The sequence below is a fragment of the Georgenia satyanarayanai genome (genome assembly GCF_009193135.1).
GTDB lineage: Bacteria > Actinomycetota > Actinomycetes > Actinomycetales > Actinomycetaceae > Oceanitalea > Oceanitalea satyanarayanai.
The window spans coordinates 89,053-109,014 of record NZ_VUKC01000004.1; the positions used below are offsets into that span (position 1 = coordinate 89,053).

16 protein-coding genes are annotated in these 19,962 nt (G+C 72.1%); 12 read left to right on the top strand and 4 right to left on the bottom strand.

The window, feature by feature from the left end; all coding sequences use genetic code 11:
- Positions 1–213: 213 nt before the first annotated feature.
- Entirely contained in the window at positions 214–1,272 is a 1,059-nt protein-coding gene (locus tag GD632_RS07040; protein WP_152190309.1) for a LacI family DNA-binding transcriptional regulator, read from the bottom strand.
- A gap of 194 nt (positions 1,273–1,466) precedes the next feature.
- On the opposite strand from GD632_RS07040, the gene GD632_RS07045 reads away from it, so the two are divergent.
- Genes GD632_RS07045 through gtfA form a run of 5 tightly spaced genes read left to right on the top strand, consistent with a single transcriptional unit; the run spans position 1,467 to position 7,119 of the window.
- On the top strand, positions 1,467–2,807 hold the full coding sequence (locus tag GD632_RS07045; RefSeq protein WP_226924710.1) for an ABC transporter substrate-binding protein: 1,341 nt from the start codon (positions 1,467–1,469) through the stop codon (positions 2,805–2,807).
- A gap of 4 nt (positions 2,808–2,811) precedes the next feature.
- The gene (locus GD632_RS07050) at positions 2,812–3,774 is read left to right on the top strand and encodes a carbohydrate ABC transporter permease (protein ID WP_152190311.1); all 963 of its coding nucleotides are present in this window, start codon (positions 2,812–2,814) and stop codon (positions 3,772–3,774) included.
- Positions 3,775–3,824: 50 nt separating this feature from the next.
- On the top strand, positions 3,825–4,595 hold the full coding sequence (locus tag GD632_RS07055; RefSeq protein WP_152190578.1) for a carbohydrate ABC transporter permease: 771 nt from the start codon (positions 3,825–3,827) through the stop codon (positions 4,593–4,595).
- On the top strand, positions 4,592–5,557 hold the full coding sequence (locus GD632_RS07060; RefSeq protein ID WP_152190313.1) for an alpha/beta hydrolase: 966 nt from the start codon (positions 4,592–4,594) through the stop codon (positions 5,555–5,557). Before GD632_RS07055 ends, GD632_RS07060 begins: the two co-directional genes overlap by 4 nt.
- A gap of 32 nt (positions 5,558–5,589) precedes the next feature.
- On the top strand, positions 5,590–7,119 hold the full coding sequence (gtfA, locus tag GD632_RS07065) for a sucrose phosphorylase (RefSeq protein WP_152190315.1): 1,530 nt from the start codon (positions 5,590–5,592) through the stop codon (positions 7,117–7,119).
- Positions 7,120–7,269: 150 nt separating this feature from the next.
- Here the strand turns inward: gtfA and GD632_RS07070 are convergent, their stop codons facing one another.
- Positions 7,270–9,066, bottom strand: coding sequence for a glycoside hydrolase family 2 protein (locus GD632_RS07070; RefSeq protein WP_152190318.1), 1,797 nt, complete (start codon positions 9,064–9,066; stop codon positions 7,270–7,272).
- On the bottom strand, positions 9,063–10,214 hold the full coding sequence (locus tag GD632_RS07075; RefSeq protein ID WP_152190320.1) for a LacI family DNA-binding transcriptional regulator: 1,152 nt from the start codon (positions 10,212–10,214) through the stop codon (positions 9,063–9,065). Before GD632_RS07075 ends, GD632_RS07070 begins: the two co-directional genes overlap by 4 nt.
- 178 nt (positions 10,215–10,392) lie before the next feature.
- Between GD632_RS07075 and GD632_RS07080 the strand changes: the two genes are divergently transcribed.
- From GD632_RS07080 to GD632_RS07100, 5 genes are read left to right on the top strand one after another with little or no spacing between them, the layout of a single operon-like run.
- Positions 10,393–11,742, top strand: coding sequence for an ABC transporter substrate-binding protein (locus GD632_RS07080; protein ID WP_152190322.1), 1,350 nt, complete (start codon positions 10,393–10,395; stop codon positions 11,740–11,742).
- Positions 11,743–11,744: 2 nt separating this feature from the next.
- On the top strand, positions 11,745–12,692 hold the full coding sequence (locus GD632_RS07085; RefSeq protein ID WP_152190324.1) for a carbohydrate ABC transporter permease: 948 nt from the start codon (positions 11,745–11,747) through the stop codon (positions 12,690–12,692).
- A 2-nt stretch (positions 12,693–12,694) separates the two neighbouring features.
- On the top strand, positions 12,695–13,564 hold the full coding sequence (locus GD632_RS07090; RefSeq protein ID WP_152190327.1) for a carbohydrate ABC transporter permease: 870 nt from the start codon (positions 12,695–12,697) through the stop codon (positions 13,562–13,564).
- Positions 13,561–14,556, top strand: a complete 996-nt coding sequence (locus tag GD632_RS07095) for a glycoside hydrolase family 43 protein (RefSeq protein WP_152190329.1) — start codon at positions 13,561–13,563, stop codon at positions 14,554–14,556. Before GD632_RS07090 ends, GD632_RS07095 begins: the two co-directional genes overlap by 4 nt.
- Positions 14,557–14,579: 23 nt before the next feature.
- Positions 14,580–16,841 carry a family 43 glycosylhydrolase gene (locus GD632_RS07100; protein ID WP_152190331.1) on the top strand — a complete coding sequence of 754 codons (2,262 nt, stop codon included), beginning with the start codon at positions 14,580–14,582 and terminating at the stop codon, positions 16,839–16,841.
- Positions 16,842–16,938: 97 nt separating this feature from the next.
- On the opposite strand, the gene GD632_RS07105 is transcribed toward GD632_RS07100, so the two are convergent.
- Positions 16,939–18,123 carry an OmpA family protein gene (locus tag GD632_RS07105; protein WP_152190335.1) on the bottom strand — a complete coding sequence of 395 codons (1,185 nt, stop codon included), beginning with the start codon at positions 18,121–18,123 and terminating at the stop codon, positions 16,939–16,941.
- A gap of 98 nt (positions 18,124–18,221) precedes the next feature.
- Here GD632_RS07105 and GD632_RS07110 point away from each other — a divergent pair, with 98 nt between their 5' ends.
- Positions 18,222–18,545: an MTH1187 family thiamine-binding protein gene (locus GD632_RS07110; protein ID WP_152190337.1), complete on the top strand. Its 324-nt coding sequence runs from the start codon at positions 18,222–18,224 to the stop codon at positions 18,543–18,545.
- A gap of 117 nt (positions 18,546–18,662) precedes the next feature.
- Complete coding sequence (locus GD632_RS07115) at positions 18,663–19,697, top strand: NAD(P)-dependent alcohol dehydrogenase (RefSeq protein WP_152190339.1); 1,035 nt, start codon at positions 18,663–18,665, stop codon at positions 19,695–19,697.
- The last annotated feature ends 265 nt before the right edge of the window (positions 19,698–19,962 follow it).

Below are 19,962 nucleotides of genomic sequence, written 5' to 3' on the forward strand. Positions count from 1 at the left end.
CCGGCTCGGATGAGCGTGTGCTAAAACGATGTAGCAGGAGGTTACGGGTGCGCTGAGGCGAGGTCAACGGCGTCCGCGCCGTGGACTCGGGCGGTGTCTGGCGTGCCGGTGACTGACCGCCGCCGACAACTCGGCTGTCGGCGACAAGTCGGCTGTCGGCGACAAGTCGGCTGTCGGCGGGGGCCGGGGGGCGGGGGCCGGGGGCCGAGGGGGCTAGCTGCGGCGGGGGGCGAGGGAGCCGCGGGTACGCAGGGGCATGTCGACGGTGTGGACGCCACGCGAGAGCGGGTGGCGCTCGCTGTCCTGCAGGGCGGTGACGAGCATGTCGACCGCCATGCGGCCGAGCGTGCGGTGCGGGATCGCGAAGGTCGTGAGGGCGGGCCGGAGCCAGCCGGCGAGGGGGGCGTCGTCGAAGGAGATGATCGAGGTGTCCTCCGGGACCCGGAGACCCGCCTCCTGCAGGGCCTGGTAGGCGCCGAAGGCCAGGCGGTCGTTGAAGCAGATGAGAGCCTCCGGCACGGTGCCGCGCTCGAGCAGGTCGTGGACCGCCTCCCAGCCGTGGGCGGGGTTCCACGAGCGGTAGGGGTACCCGGACGCCGGCGGGACACCCGCCTCGGCGAGCACCTCGAGCATCCCGGTGAGGCGCAGGTGGCCGGCCTCCGAGGCGGCCGGCGCGTCCGCGAGGCCCGGGCCGGCGCCGATGAGGTGGATGTCCCGGTGCCCGGCCGTGAGCAGCTGCTCCGCGGCCGCGCGGCCAGCTGCGTGCTCGTCCGGGATGATCGAGGTGAGCTGCCGGCCCTCCGGTGGCAGCGCGTTGAGCAGGACCGTGGGGAGGGTGTCCAGCTCCTCGGGTAGGGCCTCGCGCTGACGCGTGAACATCGAGGCGAGGATGAGCCCGTCGACGCGGTGGTCGAGCATCGCCTCCACCGCCTGGCGCTCCTGTGCGGCGCCACCGCCGGTCTCGCTCATGAAGAGCATGAAGCCGCTGTCACGTGCCGCGGCCAGCGCGCCGCGGATCATGCCACCGGCGAGCTGGGAGGAGGCCACCGTGTCGGAGACGAAGCCGATGGTGTTCGTCGACCCCTTGCGCAGCCCGACGGAGATCGTGTTCCGCCGGTAGCCCAGCGTCTCGGCCGCGGCACGCACGCGCTCGTGCACGGCGTCGGAGATGCGCAGCTCGCGGCCGCGGCCGCTGAGCACGAGGGAGGCGGTCGACGACGACACGCCCGCGTGTCGTGCGACGTCTGCCAGCGTGACGCGCTTGCTCGTCATGGCCCTCCTCTCGGCGCCTCACGGTAACGGTTCGGTGACCGCATCGGGGCCACCTTGACACACGTCACAGTGAATGGTCATATGTGCCTGCTAACTCGATTTAGCCGGCACGTCCCCCGCGTGCCTGCCCCCTCTGAAGGGAGATAACGGTGTCTCACACCCCCTCATCCTCCCGGCGTCGGTCGCGCTCCACCGTGACCGCGCTGGGTCTCACCGGCATGCTCGCGCTGTCGGCCTGCTCCGCCCCCGGCGCGAGCTCCGACGACGAGCCCAGCGCCCCCGCGGGTGCGACGGACTCGGCCACCGCCTCGGGTGAGGCACCCGGCTGCGGCGAGGACGCCGTCGTCGTCGACGCGTACGTCGAGACCGGGTTCCCGCTCTTCCGCGAGCTGGCGGACGAGTTCACGGCACAGTTCCCCAACGTCACCTTCGACATCCGCGAGGACCAGTTCGCTGTCCTCACGCAGAACGCTCCCCGCGTCCTGGCGGACGACCCGCCGGACCTCATGCGCCTGCCGCAGATGAGTGAGTTGGCCTCCGACGGACTCCTCCTCAACCTCGACTCCTACGCCGAGGCCTACGGCTGGGACGAGTGGCCCTCCTCCCAGCTCGAGCAGATGCGGGTGGACGACGAGGGGCGCCGCGGCTCCGGCCCGCTCTACGCGATGGGCATGAACTTCTCGATGACCGGCGTCTTCTACAACAAGGCGCTCGCCGAGGAGATCGGGATGACCGAGCCTCCGGCCACCCTCGAGGAGCTCGACGGCTACCTGCAGGCGGCCGTCGACGCGGGCATCACGCCCAGCGCCCAGTTCAACGGTGGCGCCACCGGTGGGCTCGCCTTCCCGCTCCAGATGCTCATGGCCTCCTACGGTGAGCCCGCCGAGGTCAACAGCTGGGTCTACCAGCAGGAGGGCGCGACCATCGACACGCCCACCAACCTCCAGGCCGTCGAGCACCTCGAGCGCTGGATCGACGCCGGCTACTTCGCCGACGACATCAACTCCCTCGACTACTCCCAGTCGATGTCGCGCTTCCTCGAGGGGGACAACCTCGTCTTCTTCAACGGTGACTGGGAGTCGGGCACCTTCGACTCGCAGATCCCCGGCGAGATCGGCTTCTTCCTCATGCCGCCCGTCGAGGAGGGCGGGTCCGTCGGTGCGATGTCGGCGCCGCTGACCTACGGGATCGGCGCCGGCGCGGAGAACGCCGACTGCGCGGCCGACTTCCTCAACTGGATCGCGACCGACGAGACCGCCCGCACGATCGCCGTCGAGGTCGGCGGCTCTCACCCGATGGGCCCGGTCGACGCCTTCATGCCCGAGGTCGACGAGGACTCCGTGACGGCGCAGACCCTGGCCGCCGGCGTCACCATCGGCGAGGACAACGGCTCCATGGACTTCATCGCCAACGCCACCGGCGGCATCTACGCCAAGGGCTGGACGCCGAACCTCCAGAAGCTCGTCGCCGGGCAGATCGAGGCCGCCGACCTGCTGCCGGCCGTCCAGGCGGAGTACGAGAACGAGATCGGCTGACCCGATGTCCGACCTGACCATCTCCCGGCTCACGCCGGAGGCGGACGCGCGGGCGGAGCTCCCGCCCGCGCGTCCGGGTCGGCGCGGGACGTGGGCGCGCCGCCGTCGCTCGGCGGCGGCGCTCGCCCTCGTCCTGCCGGCCGCCTTCTTCTACGTCGCCTTCGTCCTGCGCCCCATCCTCTTCACGGTCCAGTACTCGCTGTACGACTGGAACGGGGTCACCGAGGCGACGTGGGTGGGCACGGAGAACTACGCCCGCCTCTTCTCCGACCCGGAGATGTTCGGGCCGATCCTCAACGCCCTCCAGCTCATCGTCTACTTCAGCTTCGTCCCCGTCACCCTCGGGCTCGTCGCCGCCGCGATCATCCGCAAGTTCGCCACCAGCCGCCTCGCGATCGTCGGGCGCACCGTGCTGTTCCTGCCGCAGGTCATCCCGCTCGTCGCGGCCGGCATCATGTGGACCTGGATCATGGCGACCGACGGCGTCCTCAACCAGTTCCTGCGCTTCATCGGCCTCGGCTCGATCACCCGCGCCTGGCTCGGCGACTTCGACACCGCGCTGCCCGGCGTCGGCGTCATCGGTGCGTGGGTGTCCCTCGGCCTGTGCCTCGTCCTCCTCCTCGCGGGCATGTCGAAGATCGACCCGGCCCTCTACGAGGCCGCCCGGCTCGACGGCGCGGGACCGATCCGCGAGTTCTGGTCGGTCACCCTCCCGAGCCTGCGCCAGGAGCTCGCCGTGTGCCTCACCGTCACGGTCATCTCGGCCCTCGCCAGCTTCGACATCATCTACATCTCCACCCAGGGCGGCCCGGGCAACAGCACCCTCGTGCCCGGCCTCGAGATCTACTACCTCGCGTTCTTCCAGCGTGAGGTCGGCCAGGCCTCCGCCCTCGCCGTCGCGCTCATGGTGCTCGTCCTCATCGTCGTCATCCCGCTTCAGCGGCTCATCCGAGGCAGGGAGCAGTGAAGACCTCCGCAAGCGAGCTCTGGCTCGGCCGGCTCGTCCTGGTGATCCTCATGGTGATCACCCTCGTCCCCTTCGTCACGCTCTTCGTCACGGCCCTCCACCCGACCGGGACGTACCCGGCCGGCCTCTCGTGGCCCGAGGAGCCCCAGTGGGGCAACTTCCTCAGCGCCTTCCAGGCCGCGAACATGCAGAAGCTGCTCCTCTCGAGCGTCCTCATCGAGCTCGGCGTCGTGCCGCTCGCGCTGCTCATCAGCACCCTCGCGGGCTTCGCGCTCGGGCACCTGCGCCCGCCGGGCAGCCGGTGGATCTTCCTCGTGTTCCTCCTCGGCCTCACGCTGCCCTTCGAGGGCATCATCGTGCCGCTGTACTACCAGATGCGTGACGTCGGCCTGCTCAACACCCGGTGGGCCATCATCCTGCCGCTGCTCGGACTGTTCATGCCCTTCGCGGTCATGTGGATGCGCGCGCACTTCGTCAACATGCCCGAGGACATCTCCGAGGCGGCCCGGATCGACGGCGCGAACAACCTCCAGCTGTTCAGCCGGATCCACGTGCCGCTGTCGATGCCCGCGCTGTCCTCGCTGGCGATCCTCATGTTCCTGTGGACGTGGAACCAATTCCTCCTCGCGGTGGTCCTCGTCGACGACCCGACGAAACGGACGATGGCCGGCGCCCTCGGTGCCTTCCAGGGGCAGTGGGGCACCGACATCCCGCTCCTGTGCGCCGGCTCGCTCCTCATCCTTACGCCCACCCTGCTCGTCTTCCTCATCTTCCAGCGGCACTTCGTCGCCGCCCTCCTCCAGGGTGCGGTCAAGGGATGAGCACGACGACGCCCCCTCCGCTCGACCCGGCGATCGCGCTCGCCCTCGCGGCGGACCCGGACGCCGTCGTCGGGATGACGGCCGAGGACATCCCGGTGCTCCGTGCCCGCGCGGTGCCCGTCCCCGAGCACGAGGTCACCCGGTACGGGACCTTCGAGCGCACGGACCTGCGGTTCCGCTCCGCCGCGGACGGCGCCGCCGTCCCGGTGGTGCTCCTGCGGCCCGTCCGGACGAGCGGGCCGCTGCCGGTCCTGTTCCACATCCACGGCGGCGGACTGGTGCTCGGCGGCCCGCTCGACGACCTGTCGGCCACGCTCGACCTCGCCGCCCGCACCGGCTGCGCGGTGGCGACGGTCGACTACCGGCTCGCGCCCGAGCACCCGTACCCGACGCCGCTGCTCGACTGCTACGGCGGCCTCGTAGGGGTGCACGAGACGGCGCGCGAGTGGAACCTCGACCCCACCCGGATCGTCGTCAGCGGGGTGAGCGCTGGGGGCGGCCTGGCCGCCGCCGTCACCCTGTGGTCGCGGGACCACGACGGGCCGGACCTGCTCGGCCAGCTCCTCGTGTGCCCCATGCTCGACGACCGCAACGCCTCCTTCTCCGCCCGGCAGATGCGCGGGGCCGGCACGTGGGACCTCACCGCGAACGCGACGGCGTGGCACGCCTACCTCGGTGACGCCGCCGCCGGACCCGACGTCCCCGTCCACGCGGCGCCCGGCCGCGCGGAGGATCTGCGCGGCCTGCCGCCGGCCTTCGTCGACGTCGCCTCCGTGGAGACCTTCCGCGACGAGTGCGTGGCCTACGCCAACCGCATCTGGCAGTGCGGCGGCGCCGCGGAGCTGCACGTGTGGCCCGGCGGCAACCACGCCTTCGACTTCCTCGCCCCGTGGGCACCGCTCTCGCAGGACGCCCGCGCCGCGCGACTCGCGTGGCTGCGCCGCCTCCTGCTCGACGCGTGAGCCCGCCTCCCCACCCGACCGAAGGACCTCCAGTGACCCTTCCGCACGGCCCGCAGCTCATCACCTACGCCGACCGGCTCGGTGGTGACCTCCGCGGGCTCGACCGCCTGCTCGACGGACCGCTCGCGGGCGCCTTCTCCGGCGTCCACGTCCTGCCGTACTACCGCCCCTTCGACGGCGTCGACGCCGGTTTCGACCCCGAGGACCACACCGTCGTCGACCCCCGGCTCGGCACCTGGGAGGAGATCCGCGCGCTGAGCGAGCGTGGCGTCGTCATGAGCGACGTCATCGTCAACCACGTCTCGAGCCGCTCGGACCAGTTCCAGGACGTCGTCGAGAAGGGTGATGCGTCCCCGTGGGCGCCGATGTTCCTCACTCTCTCCTCGGTGTTCCCCGACGGCGTGACGGAGGCCGACCTCGCGCGCATCTACCGTCCGCGGCCGGGTCTGCCCTTCACGACGATGACCCTGGGCGGGCAGCCCCGCCTCGTGTGGACGACCTTCACCCCCGAGCAGGTCGACATCGACCTCCGCACCGACGAGGCGTGGGCCTACCTCACCTCCGTCATCGACGCGCTCACCGGTGCGGGCGTGACGATGCTCCGTCTCGACGCCGTCGGCTACAGCGGCAAGGAGGCGGGCACCGACTGCTTCATGACGGCCTCGACGCAGGCCTACGTCGACCGGATCCTCGAGCTCGCGCACGCCCGGGGCGCCTCGGTGCTCCTCGAGATCCACGGGCACTACCTCCAGCAGGTGGAGATCGCCCGGACCGTCGACTACGTCTACGACTTCGCGCTGCCGCCGCTCGTCCTCCACGCCCTGCACGCGCGTGACCTCGCGCCGCTGGCGCACTGGATGCAGGTGCGGCCGACGAACGCGGTGACCGTGCTCGACACCCACGACGGGATCGGGATCGTCGACGTCGGCCCGAACGACCTGCGCCCCGGGGAGCCGGGTCTGCTGGCGGCCGAGCAGATCGACGCGCTCGTCGAGTCGATCCACGACGCGAGCGACGGGGCGAGCCGCCTGGCCACCGGTGCCGCGGCGTCGAACCTCGACCTCTACCAGGTGAACTGCACCTTCTACGACGCGCTCGGGCGCGACGACCGGCGCTACCTGCTCGCCCGGCTCGTCCAGCTGATGGTCCCGGGCATCCCGCAGGTCTACTACGTCGGCCTCCTCGCCGGGGAGAACGACATGGAGCTGTTCACCCGCACGGGTGTGGGCCGGGACATCAACCGCACGTACTACACCGCGGACGACGTCGCGGGGCACCTCGGCCGGGGGGTCGTGGCGGCGCAGCTCGAGGCGCTGCGCCTGCGGGCCTCGCACCCCGCCTTCGAGGGCGAGTTCACCTGCGAGCTGGACGGGACGCGCGGGGTGCTCGCGTGGACGACGCCGGAGTCGCGGGTGCAGCTGGGCTTCGACGTCGACGACGCGTCCTTCGTCCTCGCGGTCCGTGGCCCCGAGGGGTGGCGGACGGTGGTCTCCGACGGCGACGTCTCCCCGATGGCCGAGGCGGCACGGCGCGCGGCTGCCGAGGAGGCCGGCGGACAGTAGGAGGGGCCGGGCCGGGGGCGGGTCCGGCCCGCTCACCTCCTCATCGCGCAAGAACCCCATCGGCGTCGACAAGTCGGCTGTCGGCGACAAGTTGGCTGTCGGCGGGGGAGGGGGGGGATGTACGGCGTCCCCCTTGCGCCGACAGCCGACTTATCTCCCGGTGATGATGCTCCTGAGCGTCTCCACCGGGAGCTTGGGCCTGCGGTTCTCGTCGAGGAGGCCGTTGGTCTCCTGGCCGGTGTCGGTGAGCTGGGTGTAGCAGAACCCGGCGAGCGCACTGTCGCGGACGGCGTCGAGGAGGTCGCGCAGGCGTGCCTCGAAGTCACCGGCGTCCGACGCCGTCGAGTAGCCCCAGTCGCCCTCGTGGCGCGCCGCGAAGCTCACCCCGCCGAACTCGGTGAGCATGACCGGCTGGTCGCGGACGTCCTCGCGCAGCTGGATGCGCCGCCCCGCCGGTCCGATCCCCCCGAGCAGCTCGCGCACCGCCTCGGCGCTGCCGTACCGGGCGCGCAGCTCGGCCCCGGTAGGCGCGTAGTCGTGGATGGAGAGGATGTCGGAGTCGGTGTGCTCCCACCCGTCGTTCGAGACCACCGGTCGCGTCGGGTCCAGCGCCCGGGTGAGGTTCGCGAGACCGATCGCGTAGTGGCGCTGCGCGGGGTCGTGGGCGCCGTGCTGCACGCCCCAGCTCTCGTTGAGCGGCACCCACGTGACGACGCTCGGGTGGGACACGTCGCGCCGCACGAGCTCGACCCACTCCCTGGTCAGCTGCTCCACCGAGCGCGGGGAGAAGGCGTAGGCGTTGGCCGTCTCGCCCCACACGGTGAGACCCAGCCGGTCGGCCCAGTAGAGGAAGCGCGGGTCCTCCGCCTTCTGGTGCACGCGCACCGAGTTGAAGCCCAGCTCCCGGATGAGCTCGACCTCCTCGCGCAGCGCGTCCCCGCTCGGCGCGGCCAGGTGGGTCTGCGGCCAGTAGCCCTGCTCGAGCACCGAGCGCAGGTAGTACGGGCGGTCGTTGAGGAGGAAGGTGCCGTGCGCGACCGCGACGGACCGCAGCCCCAGGTAGGAGCCGACGACGTCGGACCGGCGGGCCCCGCCGTCGTCGTCCGTCTCGACGGAGAGGGTCGCGTCCAGCAGCGTGGGCCGCTCGGGCGACCACAGCAGCTCCTCGTAGGCCTGCCCGTTGGCCTGCCGGGAGAGGTGGACGCGCAGCTCGACGTCCTGGTCGAGCGCACGCACCCGCTGCTCGGCGAGGAGCTCGCCCTCGTGCGAGACCTGCACCGTGAGCCAGGTCCCCGGCGCCGGCCGCTGCGCCAGCCGCACCGCCGCCGCCACGGTCGCCCCGGGGACGTCCGGGGCCCACGCGAGCTCGGCCACGTGCTGCGCCGGCACCGCCTCCAGCCAGACCGGCTGCCAGATCCCGGTGGTGCGGTGGTACCAGATGACGTGCGGCTCACGCTGCCAGTCCTGCTTGCCGCGGGGCTGGGCGGCGTCGTGCGGGTCGTCCACGGCCTGGACCACGAGCTCCAGCGGCCCGTCCGCGCCCCTGACCACCTCGGTGACGTCGAAGCCGAAGGGCGTCTGCCCGCCCGTGTGCGCCCCGACGAACGCCCCGCCGAGCCACACCCGCGCGTGGTAGTCCACCGCGCCGAACCGCAGCACGAGCCGGTCACCCTGCTCGTGCAGCCCCGCCGCGGTGAGGTCGGACGGCGAGAGCAGCCGGCGGTACCAGACCTCCCCGAGGTACCCGGTCTCGCCCACCCCGGAGGCGGGGGACTCCGGCGGGAACGGGACGGTGATCTGCCGGTCGAAGTCCACCTCGGCCGGTGTGGCGGCACGCGCGACGGCGAAGTCCCACGTCCCGCACAGGTCCGCCCACCGCTGCCGCTGCAGCTGGGGGCGCGGGTAGGCGCCGTCCTGGCGGCTGGGACGGGACGGGTACGCGGTCATGGCTGCTCCTCTGGGTCGGGCGAGCGACGGAGTCGTGCTGTCGGCGAGGGGGCGGTGCCGGCGGCGGGGCGTGATCCAGCTGTCGGCGGTGACAAGTCGGCTGTCGGTGAGAGAGGGGCTTCTGGTGCGGGAGACGGCTCCTGCCCGGCCGTGCTCTCCCGCACCGTCAGCCGGTGCGGGACGGTGACCGTCTGCGGGGGCACGCCCGCCGCGGCGCCGCCGCGCAGGAGGAGGTCGATCGCCGCCGAGGCGAGCTCCTGCTTGTCGGGGGCGATGGTGGAGAGCGACGGCGTCGTGTAGGTCGCCTCCTCGATGTCGTCGACCCCGACGACCGCCACGTCCTGCGGCACCCGGAGCCCGCGCAGCGCCAGCGTGCGCAGGGCACCCAGGGCGAGGGCGTCGTTGAAGCAGAAGACGGCGTCGGGCGGGTCGGGCACCTCGAGGAGGCGGGCCATCGCGGCTGCGCCGTCGGGGCGGTGGAACTGCTCGACGGTCGCGACGAGCCGCTCGTCGTGAGCCACGCCCGCCGCCGTGAGGGCGTCGCGGTAGCCCTCCAGGCGCAGCAGCGCCGTCTCGTTGGGGCCGCTCAGCTGCGCCCCGATCGCCGCGACCCGCCGCCTGCCCAGGCCCAGGAGGTGCGCCGTCGCGTCGGCGGCCGCGGCACAGTTGTCGACCGTCACGTGGTCGAAGACGGCGTCGCCGACGTGCTCGCCGAGCAGGACGAGCGGGGAGCGGTCCACCCGCTCGCGCAGCGCCGGGGCGTCCAGGGCGAGAGGGGACAGGACGAGCCCGTCGAGCACGGGCAGGTCGCGCCCTTCGAGGAGCGCGCGCTCGGCCTCCTCGGTGCCCTCGGTCTGCGAGAGGAGCACCATGCGCCCGCGCGCCTTCGCGGCCCGCACCAGCTCGGCGGCGAGCTCGGCGAAGTAGGGCTGGGTGAGCTCGGGCAGGGCGACGGCGATGAGCCCGCTGGACCCGCGGCGCAGGTGCCGGGCCGCCAGGTTGGGCCGGTAGTCGAGTGCGGCCAGTGCCTCCTCGACGCGCTCACGCGTGGCGGTGGTGACCGACCCGGTGCCGTTGACGACGTTGGAGACCGTCTTGATCGACACCCCCGCGCGCGAGGCGACCTCGCGCAGCCCGACCTGAGCCATCGCCCCCTCCTTCCATGCCCGCCGGTCGGCGCCCCGCGACGTCGCGCGATCTGGACCGGACCCTCCGACCATAACGAACTGGCCTACCGGTATACAACGTTTACCGCCTGTGTTAGAAAGGCCTTCCAGGCACCTCCAGTGGCCGGGGGTGCTCCTCATCGACGAGGGGGCTTTCACGATGACAACCACACGCACACCACGGATCACAGCCCGCAGACGCAGTGTCCTCGCGGCCGCGACGGCCACCGCCGTCGTCGTCCTCGCGGCATGCGGCGGGGGTCAGACACCCGAGGACGTCGCCGGTGGCGGCGGCGAGCCGAGCGAGGCACCGGAGTTCACCGGGGAGTACACCGGACCGGCGGTCCAGCTCAACTACTGGAACGGCTTCACCGGCGGTGACGGACCCTTCATGCAGGAGCTCGTCGACCAGTTCAACGCCGAGCACGAGAACATCACCGTCGTTCCCAACACCATGGACTGGGCCGACTTCTACCAGCGGCTCCCCGCGGCCGTCACGCAGGGCGAGGGCCCGCACGTCGGCGTCATGCACCTGGACCAGCTGGCCACGATGGCGGCCCGCAACGCCATCGTCCCGCTCGACGACCTCGCCGAGGCCCTCGAGCTCACGGCGGACGACTTCACCCCGGAGATCTGGGACGCCGGGATCTACGAGGACCAGCGGTACGGGATCCCGCTCGACGTCCACTCCCTGGCGATGTACTACAACACCGAGCACTTCGAGGAGGCCGGCATCACCGAGCCGCCCACCGACGAGGCCTCCTTCATGGAGGCGCTCGACGCGCTCCAGGCTGCCGGGTTCGAGACCCCGTTCTGGATGCCCCAGCTGTGGCCGAGCCACCTCATGTGGCTCTCCCTCGCCTGGCAGAACGGCGAGCAGGTGTACGCCGAGGACGGCTCCGCGGCGATGTACGACTCCCCGGGCGGGGTCGAGGCGCTGGAGTGGCAGCGCTCGATCATCGAGCAGGGCTACAGCCCCAACGACGTCGCCATCGACTCCCAGTACATCGCCTTCAAGAACGGTGAGAACTCCATCACCTGGGACGGCATCTGGCAGATCAACGACCTCGAGGCCGAGGAGGTGCCCTACGGCATCGCCCCGGTCCCGCAGATCGGCGACGAGGCCGCCGTCTGGGCCAACTCCCACCACTTCTTCATGAGCCGGCAGGCGACCGAGGACGAGAACCTCGCCGCTGCCTCGCAGGTGTTCATCGCGTGGATGTCCGAGCAGTCGGCCACCTGGGCCGGCTCGGGCCTCATCCCCGCGCGCCTGTCCGTGCGCGAGAGCGGCGTGCTCGACGACATGCCCCAGCGGGTCATCGCCGAGCAGATCGACACCATGCGGTTCCTGCCGCCCGTCCCGGGTGTCGGCACCGTCCAGGCCGAGGCGCTGGAGCCGGCGATCGCCGACGCGGTCCTCGGCAACACCCCGCCGTCCGAGGCGCTGGGCACCGCGGCCGAGCAGGGCACCAACCTCATGGAGCAGAACCTCGAGAGCTTCGGAGGCTGACGATGTCCCCCACCGTCGCGCCTCCGCGCAGCGAGGAGGGGCTGCGGGAGGGGCGACGGCGTGGCATCCCGGTGCACGGGAAGGCGACGCCGTGGCTCTTCCTCGCCCCGTACCTCGTCCTGTTCCTCGGCTTCGTCGTCGCGCCGATCGTCGTCGGCGCGTGGATCAGCCTGCACCGGTGGGACTACACCCTGCCGAACAAGCCCTTCGTCGGGCTGGACAACTACACCCAGCTGTTCGACACGAGCTCCATCGCCGCGGCCCAGTTCTGGGACGCGATGGAGGCGACGGCGATCTTCACCGTGTTCAGCGTGCCGTTGCTGCTCACGGTGCCGCTCGCCGTCGCGCTCGTCATGAACATGAAGTTCAAGGGCCGGACCTTCTTCCGGGCCGTCTACTTCGCCCCCTACGTCCTGGGTGTCGCGGTCGTGGCGATCCTGTGGCGCTACCTGCTCGACAACAACATCGGCCTCGTCAACCACTACCTCGGCCTCCTCGGCCTGCCCGACGACATCCCGTGGCTCACCTCGAGCCCCGCGGTGTGGGTGAGCCTCGTCGGGGTCACCGTCTGGTGGACCCTCGGCTTCAACGCCGTCATCTACCTCGCCGCGCTGCAGGACATCCCCGGCGAGCTGTACGAGGCGGCCCGCGTGGACGGCGCCAACCGCTGGCAGCAGTTCCGCAACGTCACGCTCCCGGGGCTGCGGCCGGTGCTCGCGTTCATCACGACGATCACCATCATCGCCTCGGCGAACATGTTCGGGCAGTCCTACCTCATGACGTCCGGCGGTCCCGGCCGCGAGACCCGCACGGCGATCTACCAGATCGCCGAGACGGGCCTGCGCAACTTCCAGATGGGCAGCGCCGCCGCGATGAGCTACGTGCTCACCGTGGCGCTCATGGCGCTGAGCATCGTCGTGTTCTGGATCTTCCGTGAGCGGAAGGGATGACGATGGCCACCACCACCACCACCGCGGCCCCGGCCGCGACCCGGCGGACACCGGTCGGGCGCGTCGTCCTGCGCTACGTCGTCCTCGGGCTGCTCGCCCTCCTGTTCATCAGCCCGCTCATCTACATGCTTGTCACGTCGTTCAAGACGCGGGGCGAGGCCGCCGGGTACCCCCCGACGTGGATCCCCGACCCACCGACCACCGCCGCCTACGAGTCGATCCTCAACGCCCCCGGCACGCCGGTGCTGCGGTGGTTCGCCAACAGCCTCGGCGCGGCGGCGGCGAACGCGGCGCTCGTCGTCACGACGTCGACGCTCGCCGGCTTCGCCCTGGCGCGGATGCACTTCCGCGGGCGCAGCCTCGTCTTCGCGGCCGTCGTCGGCACGCTGTTCGTGCCCCCGGTCATCCTCATCATCCCCAACTACCTCATCGTCGGGGAGCTGGCCTGGCTCAACACCCTGCTCGCGGTCATCGTGCCCACCGCGGCGTCCGCGTTCGGGGTGTTCTTCATGCGCCAGTTCTTCATCAGCCTCCCCGGCGAGCTCGAGGAGGCGGCCCGGCTCGACGGCGCCAACCAGTGGCAGGCGTTCTACAAGGTCGCCCTGCCGCTCGCCCGCCCGGCGCTCGCCACCCTCGCGCTGCTCGCGTTCCTCACCAACTGGAACGACTTCCTCTGGCCCGTCTACGTGCTGTTCAGCCCCGACGTCCAGACGCTGCCGGCGGGACTGTCCACCCTGCAGTCGGCCAACGCCGTGCGCTACGACCTCCTCATGGCCGGTGCCGTCATCGCGAGCATCCCGGTGCTGGCGATGTACGTCTTCCTCCAGCGCTACATCATCGAGGGCGTCTCCCGCTCGGGGCTCAAGGGATGAGGCGCCCGGGCACGACGACGGCGCTCGCCTGCGTCGTCGTGCTCGCCGCCTGCGGGGGCGGGCAGGAGGTGACGGACGACGACGCCGCCACGCCCGCGCCGTCGTCGTCCGCGCCCGCCGCGGATGTCAACCCCGTCATCGCCGACGACTTCCCCGACCCCGACGTCCTCGAGGTCGGCGGCGTCTACTACGCCTACGGGACCAACGGGAACCTGCGCAACGTGCGGGTCGCCCGCTCCACGGACCTGGAGGAGTGGGAGCTGCTCGAGGACGCGCTGCCGGACCTGCCGAGCTGGGTGATCCCCGGCAAGACGTGGGCGCCGGAGGTCACCGAGCTCGACGACGGCAGCTTCGCGCTCTACTTCACCGCGACCAACTTCGACCCGTACGCGCAGTGCGTGGGCGTCGCGACGGCGGACACGCCCGAGGGGCCCTTCACCGTCGTGGGCGAGGAGATGCTCGTGTGCCCGGAGGAGGAGGGCGGCGCGATCGACGCCTCGACCTTCGTCGACAGCGACGGCACCCGCTACCTGCTGTGGAAGAACGACGGCAACGCGGTGGGCGTCGACACCTGGCTGTACCTCGCGCCGCTCACGGCCGACGGGCTCACGCTCGACGGTGAGGCGGTGCGGCTGGTCCAGCAGGACCAGGACTGGGAGGGGCACCTCGTCGAGGCGCCCACGCTGGTGGAGCGGGACGGCACCTACGTGCTGCTCTACTCGGCGAACGACTACGGCGGCGAGCAGTACGCCGTCGGGTACGCGACGGCCGACGCCGTCGACGGCCCCTACACCAAGGCCGACGGGCCGCTGCTCACCACCGACGCCACCGACGGCCGGTTCATCGGCCCCGGCGGGCAGGACGTGGTGACGGCGCCCGACGGCACCGACCGGCTCGTCTTCCACTCGTGGTACGGCGACACCTCCTACCGCGGCGTCAACGTCCTGCCGCTGGAGTGGGACGACGGACGTCCCGTCGTCGTCGTGCCCTGACACACCCCTCGGAGGAATCAACGATGAGACACCGAAGGATCACGGCGGCCCTGGGCGCGGCGGCGCTCGCGCTCGGCCTGGCGGCGGGAGCGGCGGTGCCGGCGCTGGCCGGCGACGCGCCCGACGCACCCGGCGCCACCCACTACACGAACCCGGTGACGGCGGACTTCGCCGACACCTACGCCGACCCCGCGATCATCCGCGGCAAGGACGGCTGGTGGTACCTCTACGCGACGTCCGACCCGCTCGTCGAGGGCGGGGAGTTCGGGCTCATGCACGTGTCGCGGTCGCGCGACATGGTGGACTGGGAGTACCGCGGCACCATCCTCGACGAGGGGTCCGCGCCCGACTGGGCCACCGACACCTCCTTCTTCTGGGCGCCGGACATCCGGTACGTCGACGGCCAGTACGTCCTGTACTTCACGGTGACCGACACGACGCTCAACCCGGGCGACGACTCCGCGATCGGGGCGGCGACGGCGCCGACGCCGGAAGGGCCCTGGACGCCGGTGGCCGAGCCGGTGGTCCCGCCGCGGCCCGACGGCGGCGGCTTCTTCTGGACCTTCGACCCCTCGATGCTCGCCGACGACGACGGCAGCCGGTACCTCTACTACGGCAGCTACTACGGGGGCCTGTGGGTGACCGAGCTCGACGAGAGCGGGCTGCGCGCCGTAGGTGAGGCGACGCAGGTGGCGATCAACGACAAGTTCGAGGGCGCCTACGTGCTCAAGCGGGACGGGTACTACTACCTCATGGCGTCCTCGGCGAACTGCTGCGCGGGCCCCTCGACGGGGTACAGCGTCTTCGCCGGGCGCTCGGAGAGCCCGCGCGGGCCCTTCGTCGACCACGAGGGCGTCTCGCTGCTCGACACGCGGCCGGGCGGGACCCAGGTGCTCGTCCAGAACGGCAACCGGTGGATCGGGGCGGGGCACCACACCGTCGTCACCGACCTGTCGGGCCAGGACTGGATCTACTACCACGCCATCGACCGCGAGGACCCGTGGCTGGCCGAGCCCGGCGGCATCAACCGCCGGCCCACGCTGCTGGACCGGCTCGACTGGGTGGACGGCTGGCCGGTCACCCGGGCCGGGGCCGGCCCGAGCGAGGGCGAGCAGCCCGGGCCGGTGGCCGGGTCGCTGCTCGGCCTCACGGTCGACGACCCCGCCGAGGGGCGCGCGCTGCGCGGCTCCTTCCGCCCCGACGTCGACGAGCAGTCCGGGGACCACGCGCTGGTCCGCGGGCGGGTGTGGACTGCCGAGCCGGCGCCGGAGGAGGTGCACGTCGAGCTCGACCTGCGCACGCGGCGCACCGGGCCGTTCTTCGTGTGGGTGGGCCGCGGGTCCAACCGCATCGAGGTCACCGTGGACCCGGGCGGGCGTGAGCTGCACGTCGAGTACGGCCACGGGCGCTTCCAGGAGGAGACGGCCGTGCCGATCCCGGCCACCTACGACCTGTCGGTGTGGACGGCGCTGCAGGTGCACGTCGTCGAGGGCGAGGTGCGGGCGCGGCTGAGCGAGTCACGGCTCGGTGACTCCATCGCCGAGGTGTCGCTCGAGCTGCGGCCCGGGATCCTGCGCTCCGCGCCGGTGGAGTTCCGCGGCACGGGCGTCCACGTCGACAACCTCTCGGTCAACGAGGCCCACGAGCCGGTGACCGAGCGCGTGCCGGAGCCCGCTGCCGGTGCGGTGCTCGTCGAGGAGGACTTCTCCGACGCCGGGCTCGAGGGCTGGTCGTGGGTCCGCGAGGACCCGGCGGCCCGCGTCGAGGACGGCGCGCTGGTGTGGCCGCTCACCGGGGCCGACCTCGTGGGCGCCGGTGGTTCGGGCGGGCTGCTCCTGCGCGAGCCCCCGGCCGGGGACTGGATCGTCGAGACGAAGGTCGATCTCGACCTCGGGGACACGGAGGTCCGCAACTTCCAGCAGGCCGGGCTCATCGTCCACGCCGACGACGACAACTTCCTGCGCCTGGGGCACGTGGCCATCTGGAACACGCGGCAGGTGGAGTTCGGCAAGGAGACCCTGCAGGACGGCTTCCTGACCTGGGGTGGCCACACGAGCGGCCCGCCGGCCGAGACGACGTGGCTGCGCATCCACCACACGACCAACGACGCCGGCGAGCACCTGTACCGCTCGGCGTTCTCGACCGACGGCGAGTCCTGGCGCTGGGGCGCCACGTGGACCCTCCCCGCCGGCAGGGACGCGCGCGTCGGCCTCTACACCGGCGGCGGCGCCCAGCCCGAGGCCGAGGCCGTCTTCGACTACGTGCGGTTCCTCGACGCGAGCTGACCCCGCAGCCCCCCATGTCGCCGAGAGCTGAGCTGTCGCCCGGGCACTACCCCGGAACAGCTCAGCTCTCGGCGCGCGGGGACCTGGCGCTGCGGGGCTAGTCGAACTTGATGGTGATGACGACGCGGCGGTTCTGGGCGCGGCCCTCGTCGGTGGTGTTGTCCGCGCGGGGGTGGGCGAAGCCGTAGCCGGCGGTGGTGACGAGACCGGCGTCGAGGCCGCCGTGGTCGACGAGCCAGGTGGCCACCGCCTCGGCGCGGCGCTCGGACAGGTCGAGGTTGTGCTCCTCGGTGCCGACGTCGTCGGTGTGCCCCTCGACGACGACGGCAGCCGGCACGCCGCGCTGCTCGATGTCCGCCACGACCGCCTCGAGCGCGGCCTCGGCCTCGGGCCGGATCTCGTCCTCGTTGTTGCCGAAGAGGACGTCGCCCTCGCTGCTGTAGGAGACGGACTCGTCCTCGTCCGTCACCTCGACGTCGTCGGTGCCCTCGAGGAGGTAGCCCTGGAGAGACGCACCGGGGACGCTCTCGCCGGTGACCGAGGCGCCGGGGACGGAGACGCCGGGGATCGACGCGCCCGGCACGTGGCCGTCGTCGAGGTACTGCACCGAGCGGTAGGCCACCGACTGGTAGGAGACGTCCTGGTAGCCGGCCGCCCGGTAGATCGCCGGGCGGTAGACGGCGGAGACGTAGGTGCCCTCGCCCTCCTCGCTCTGGCAGACCTCCTCGGCGGAGGCCCCCTCGACGACGACGTCGGGCCGTGCGACGCCGTCGACGACGATCTCCTCGAGGACGGTGCCGTCCGGCAGCGTCACTTCGGGCAGCACCCGCGCGGGCAGGGAGTAGCCGGGGATGAAGGCACCGCTGATCTCCACCGCCCCGAGGCAGCCGCCGGGAGCGTCGTACTCGACGATGCAGCCGCGGTCGATGACCCGCTCGGGGATCGTCACCGCCTCGATGACCTGGGCAGGGACGGTCTCCCCGCCGAACTCGAACGCCTCGACGACGACCTCGGGGATCACCTGTGCCGCGATGACCTCGTCCTCGAGCATGGTGACCGTCTTGCCCTCGGCGGGCTCGCACTGCGGGAAACGCTCGCCGGCCGGCGCGGACGTCGGCGCGTCCTCGGGCTCGTCGGTGGGGGCCGGCTTCTCCTCGGCGGCGCTGTGCGTGGCCGACGGCGTGGCGGCGGGAGGCGCGTCGGGCTCGGGCTCCCCGGAGCAGCCGGTGAGGACGAGCACCCCCGCCGCGAGGACCGACATCGAGACGCGCGCTGACCGCATGAGAACCCCTGTCCGTTCGACGGCCCACGCCGGCGTTCGACAAACCGGTATCGAGGGTAGCGGAGGCCGGCCCGACGCTCCGCCCTAGCATGGGCGTCATGCTCTTCGCCTTCTCCGTCGCGCCCACCGTCTCCGACTCACCCGACGGCTCCGTCTCCGACGCCGTCGCCGCCGCCGTCCGCGTCGTCCGGGAGTCCGGGCTGCCCAACGAGACCACGGCCATGTTCACGACCATCGAGGGGGAGTGGGACGAGGTCATGCCGGTCATCAAGGCGGCCTGCGACGCCGTCGCCGCCCACAGCCCGCGGGTCAGCCTCGTCCTCAAGGCCGACCTGCGTCCCGGCTTCGAGGGCCAGCTCAGCGCCAAGGTGGAGCGGGTCGAGGAGCGGCTCAAGGACGGCTCGGCGGGCGCTCCCGAGTAGCTGCTCAGCGCCCGCCGCGAGACCGGCGGTGGGACCTCGTGCCCGTGCTGGACGTCCGGCTGCCTGAGAGGGTGGACGAGGGCCGGCACCTCGCGCCGGTCCAGAAGGAGGATCAGCATGAAGGCACTGCAGTACCGCACGATCGGCGCCGGCCCCGAGGTCGTCGAGATCGAGACCCCCGAGCCCGGCCCCGGCCAGGTGCGCCTCAAGGTCACCGCCGCCGGCGTCTGCCACTCCGACTCGTTCATCATGAGCCTGCCCGAGGAGCAGTACATCTACGGGCTGCCGCTCACCCTGGGTCACGAGGGCGCCGGCGTCGTCGACAAGCTCGGCGACGGCGTCACGGGCCTCGAGGTCGGCACGTCCGTCGCCGTCTACGGACCGTGGGGCTGCGGCCACTGCTACATGTGCGCGCAGGGCAGGGAGAACTACTGCGAGCGGGCCGGCGAGCTGGGCATCGCCCCGCCCGGGCTCGGTGCGCCCGGCGCGATGGCCGAGTACATGATCGTCGACGACCCGCGCCACCTCGTGCCCCTCGGTGACCTCGACCCCGTCCAGAACGTCTCGCTCACCGACGCCGGCCTCACGCCGTACCACGCGATCAAGGGCTCCCTGGACAAGCTCGTGCCGGGCTCTGTCGCCGTCGTCATCGGTGCGGGCGGGCTCGGGCACGTGGGGATCCAGATCCTCCGCGCGATCACCCCCGCGACCGTCGTCGCCCTCGACCTCGCCGAGGACAAGCTGGCGCTCGCCACGGACGTCGGTGCCCACCACGCGTTCCGCTCCGACGAGGACGCCGTGGAGCAGGTCCGCGCGCTCACTGGCGGGCGTGGGGTGGCCGCCGTCCTCGACTTCGTCGGGGCCCAGCCGACGATGGAGCTCGGCGCCAAGATGGTGGCCGTCGGCGGTGACCAGGTGCTCGTCGGGGTCGGCAGCGGCAGTCTTCCCGTCGGCATGCTGGACCGGCCCTACGAGTCCCAGGTGCGCGCGCCGTACTGGGGCTACCGCCACGAGCTCTTCGAGGTGCTCAACCTCGCGCGGACCGGCGCCGTCCACGTCGAGACCGAGGTCTTCTCCCTCGACGACGCGCCGAAGGCCTACGAGAAGCTGCACGAGGGCACGCTGCGCGGCCGCGCCGTCATCGTCCCGTAGTCCACCGAGAGCCGGGTCCCTTCGCGGACCCGGCTCTCGGTGCGTTCGAGGGCACCCCCTGAGCGACCGGCTGCTGCTGAGCTGCGCACAAGTCGGCGACACGTCCGGCGACACGCCGGGCGTCAAGGCTGGTGCCTGGATCGGGGAGGGCCGGCCGGGACTTGTGCGCGAGATCCCGACACCGTTGCGATGCCGCGGCGTCGGCCCCGGTCCGACGAGGTAGCGGGCCGGCGCGCCCGGGGCCGAGTGCGGGAGCGGGCTGGGG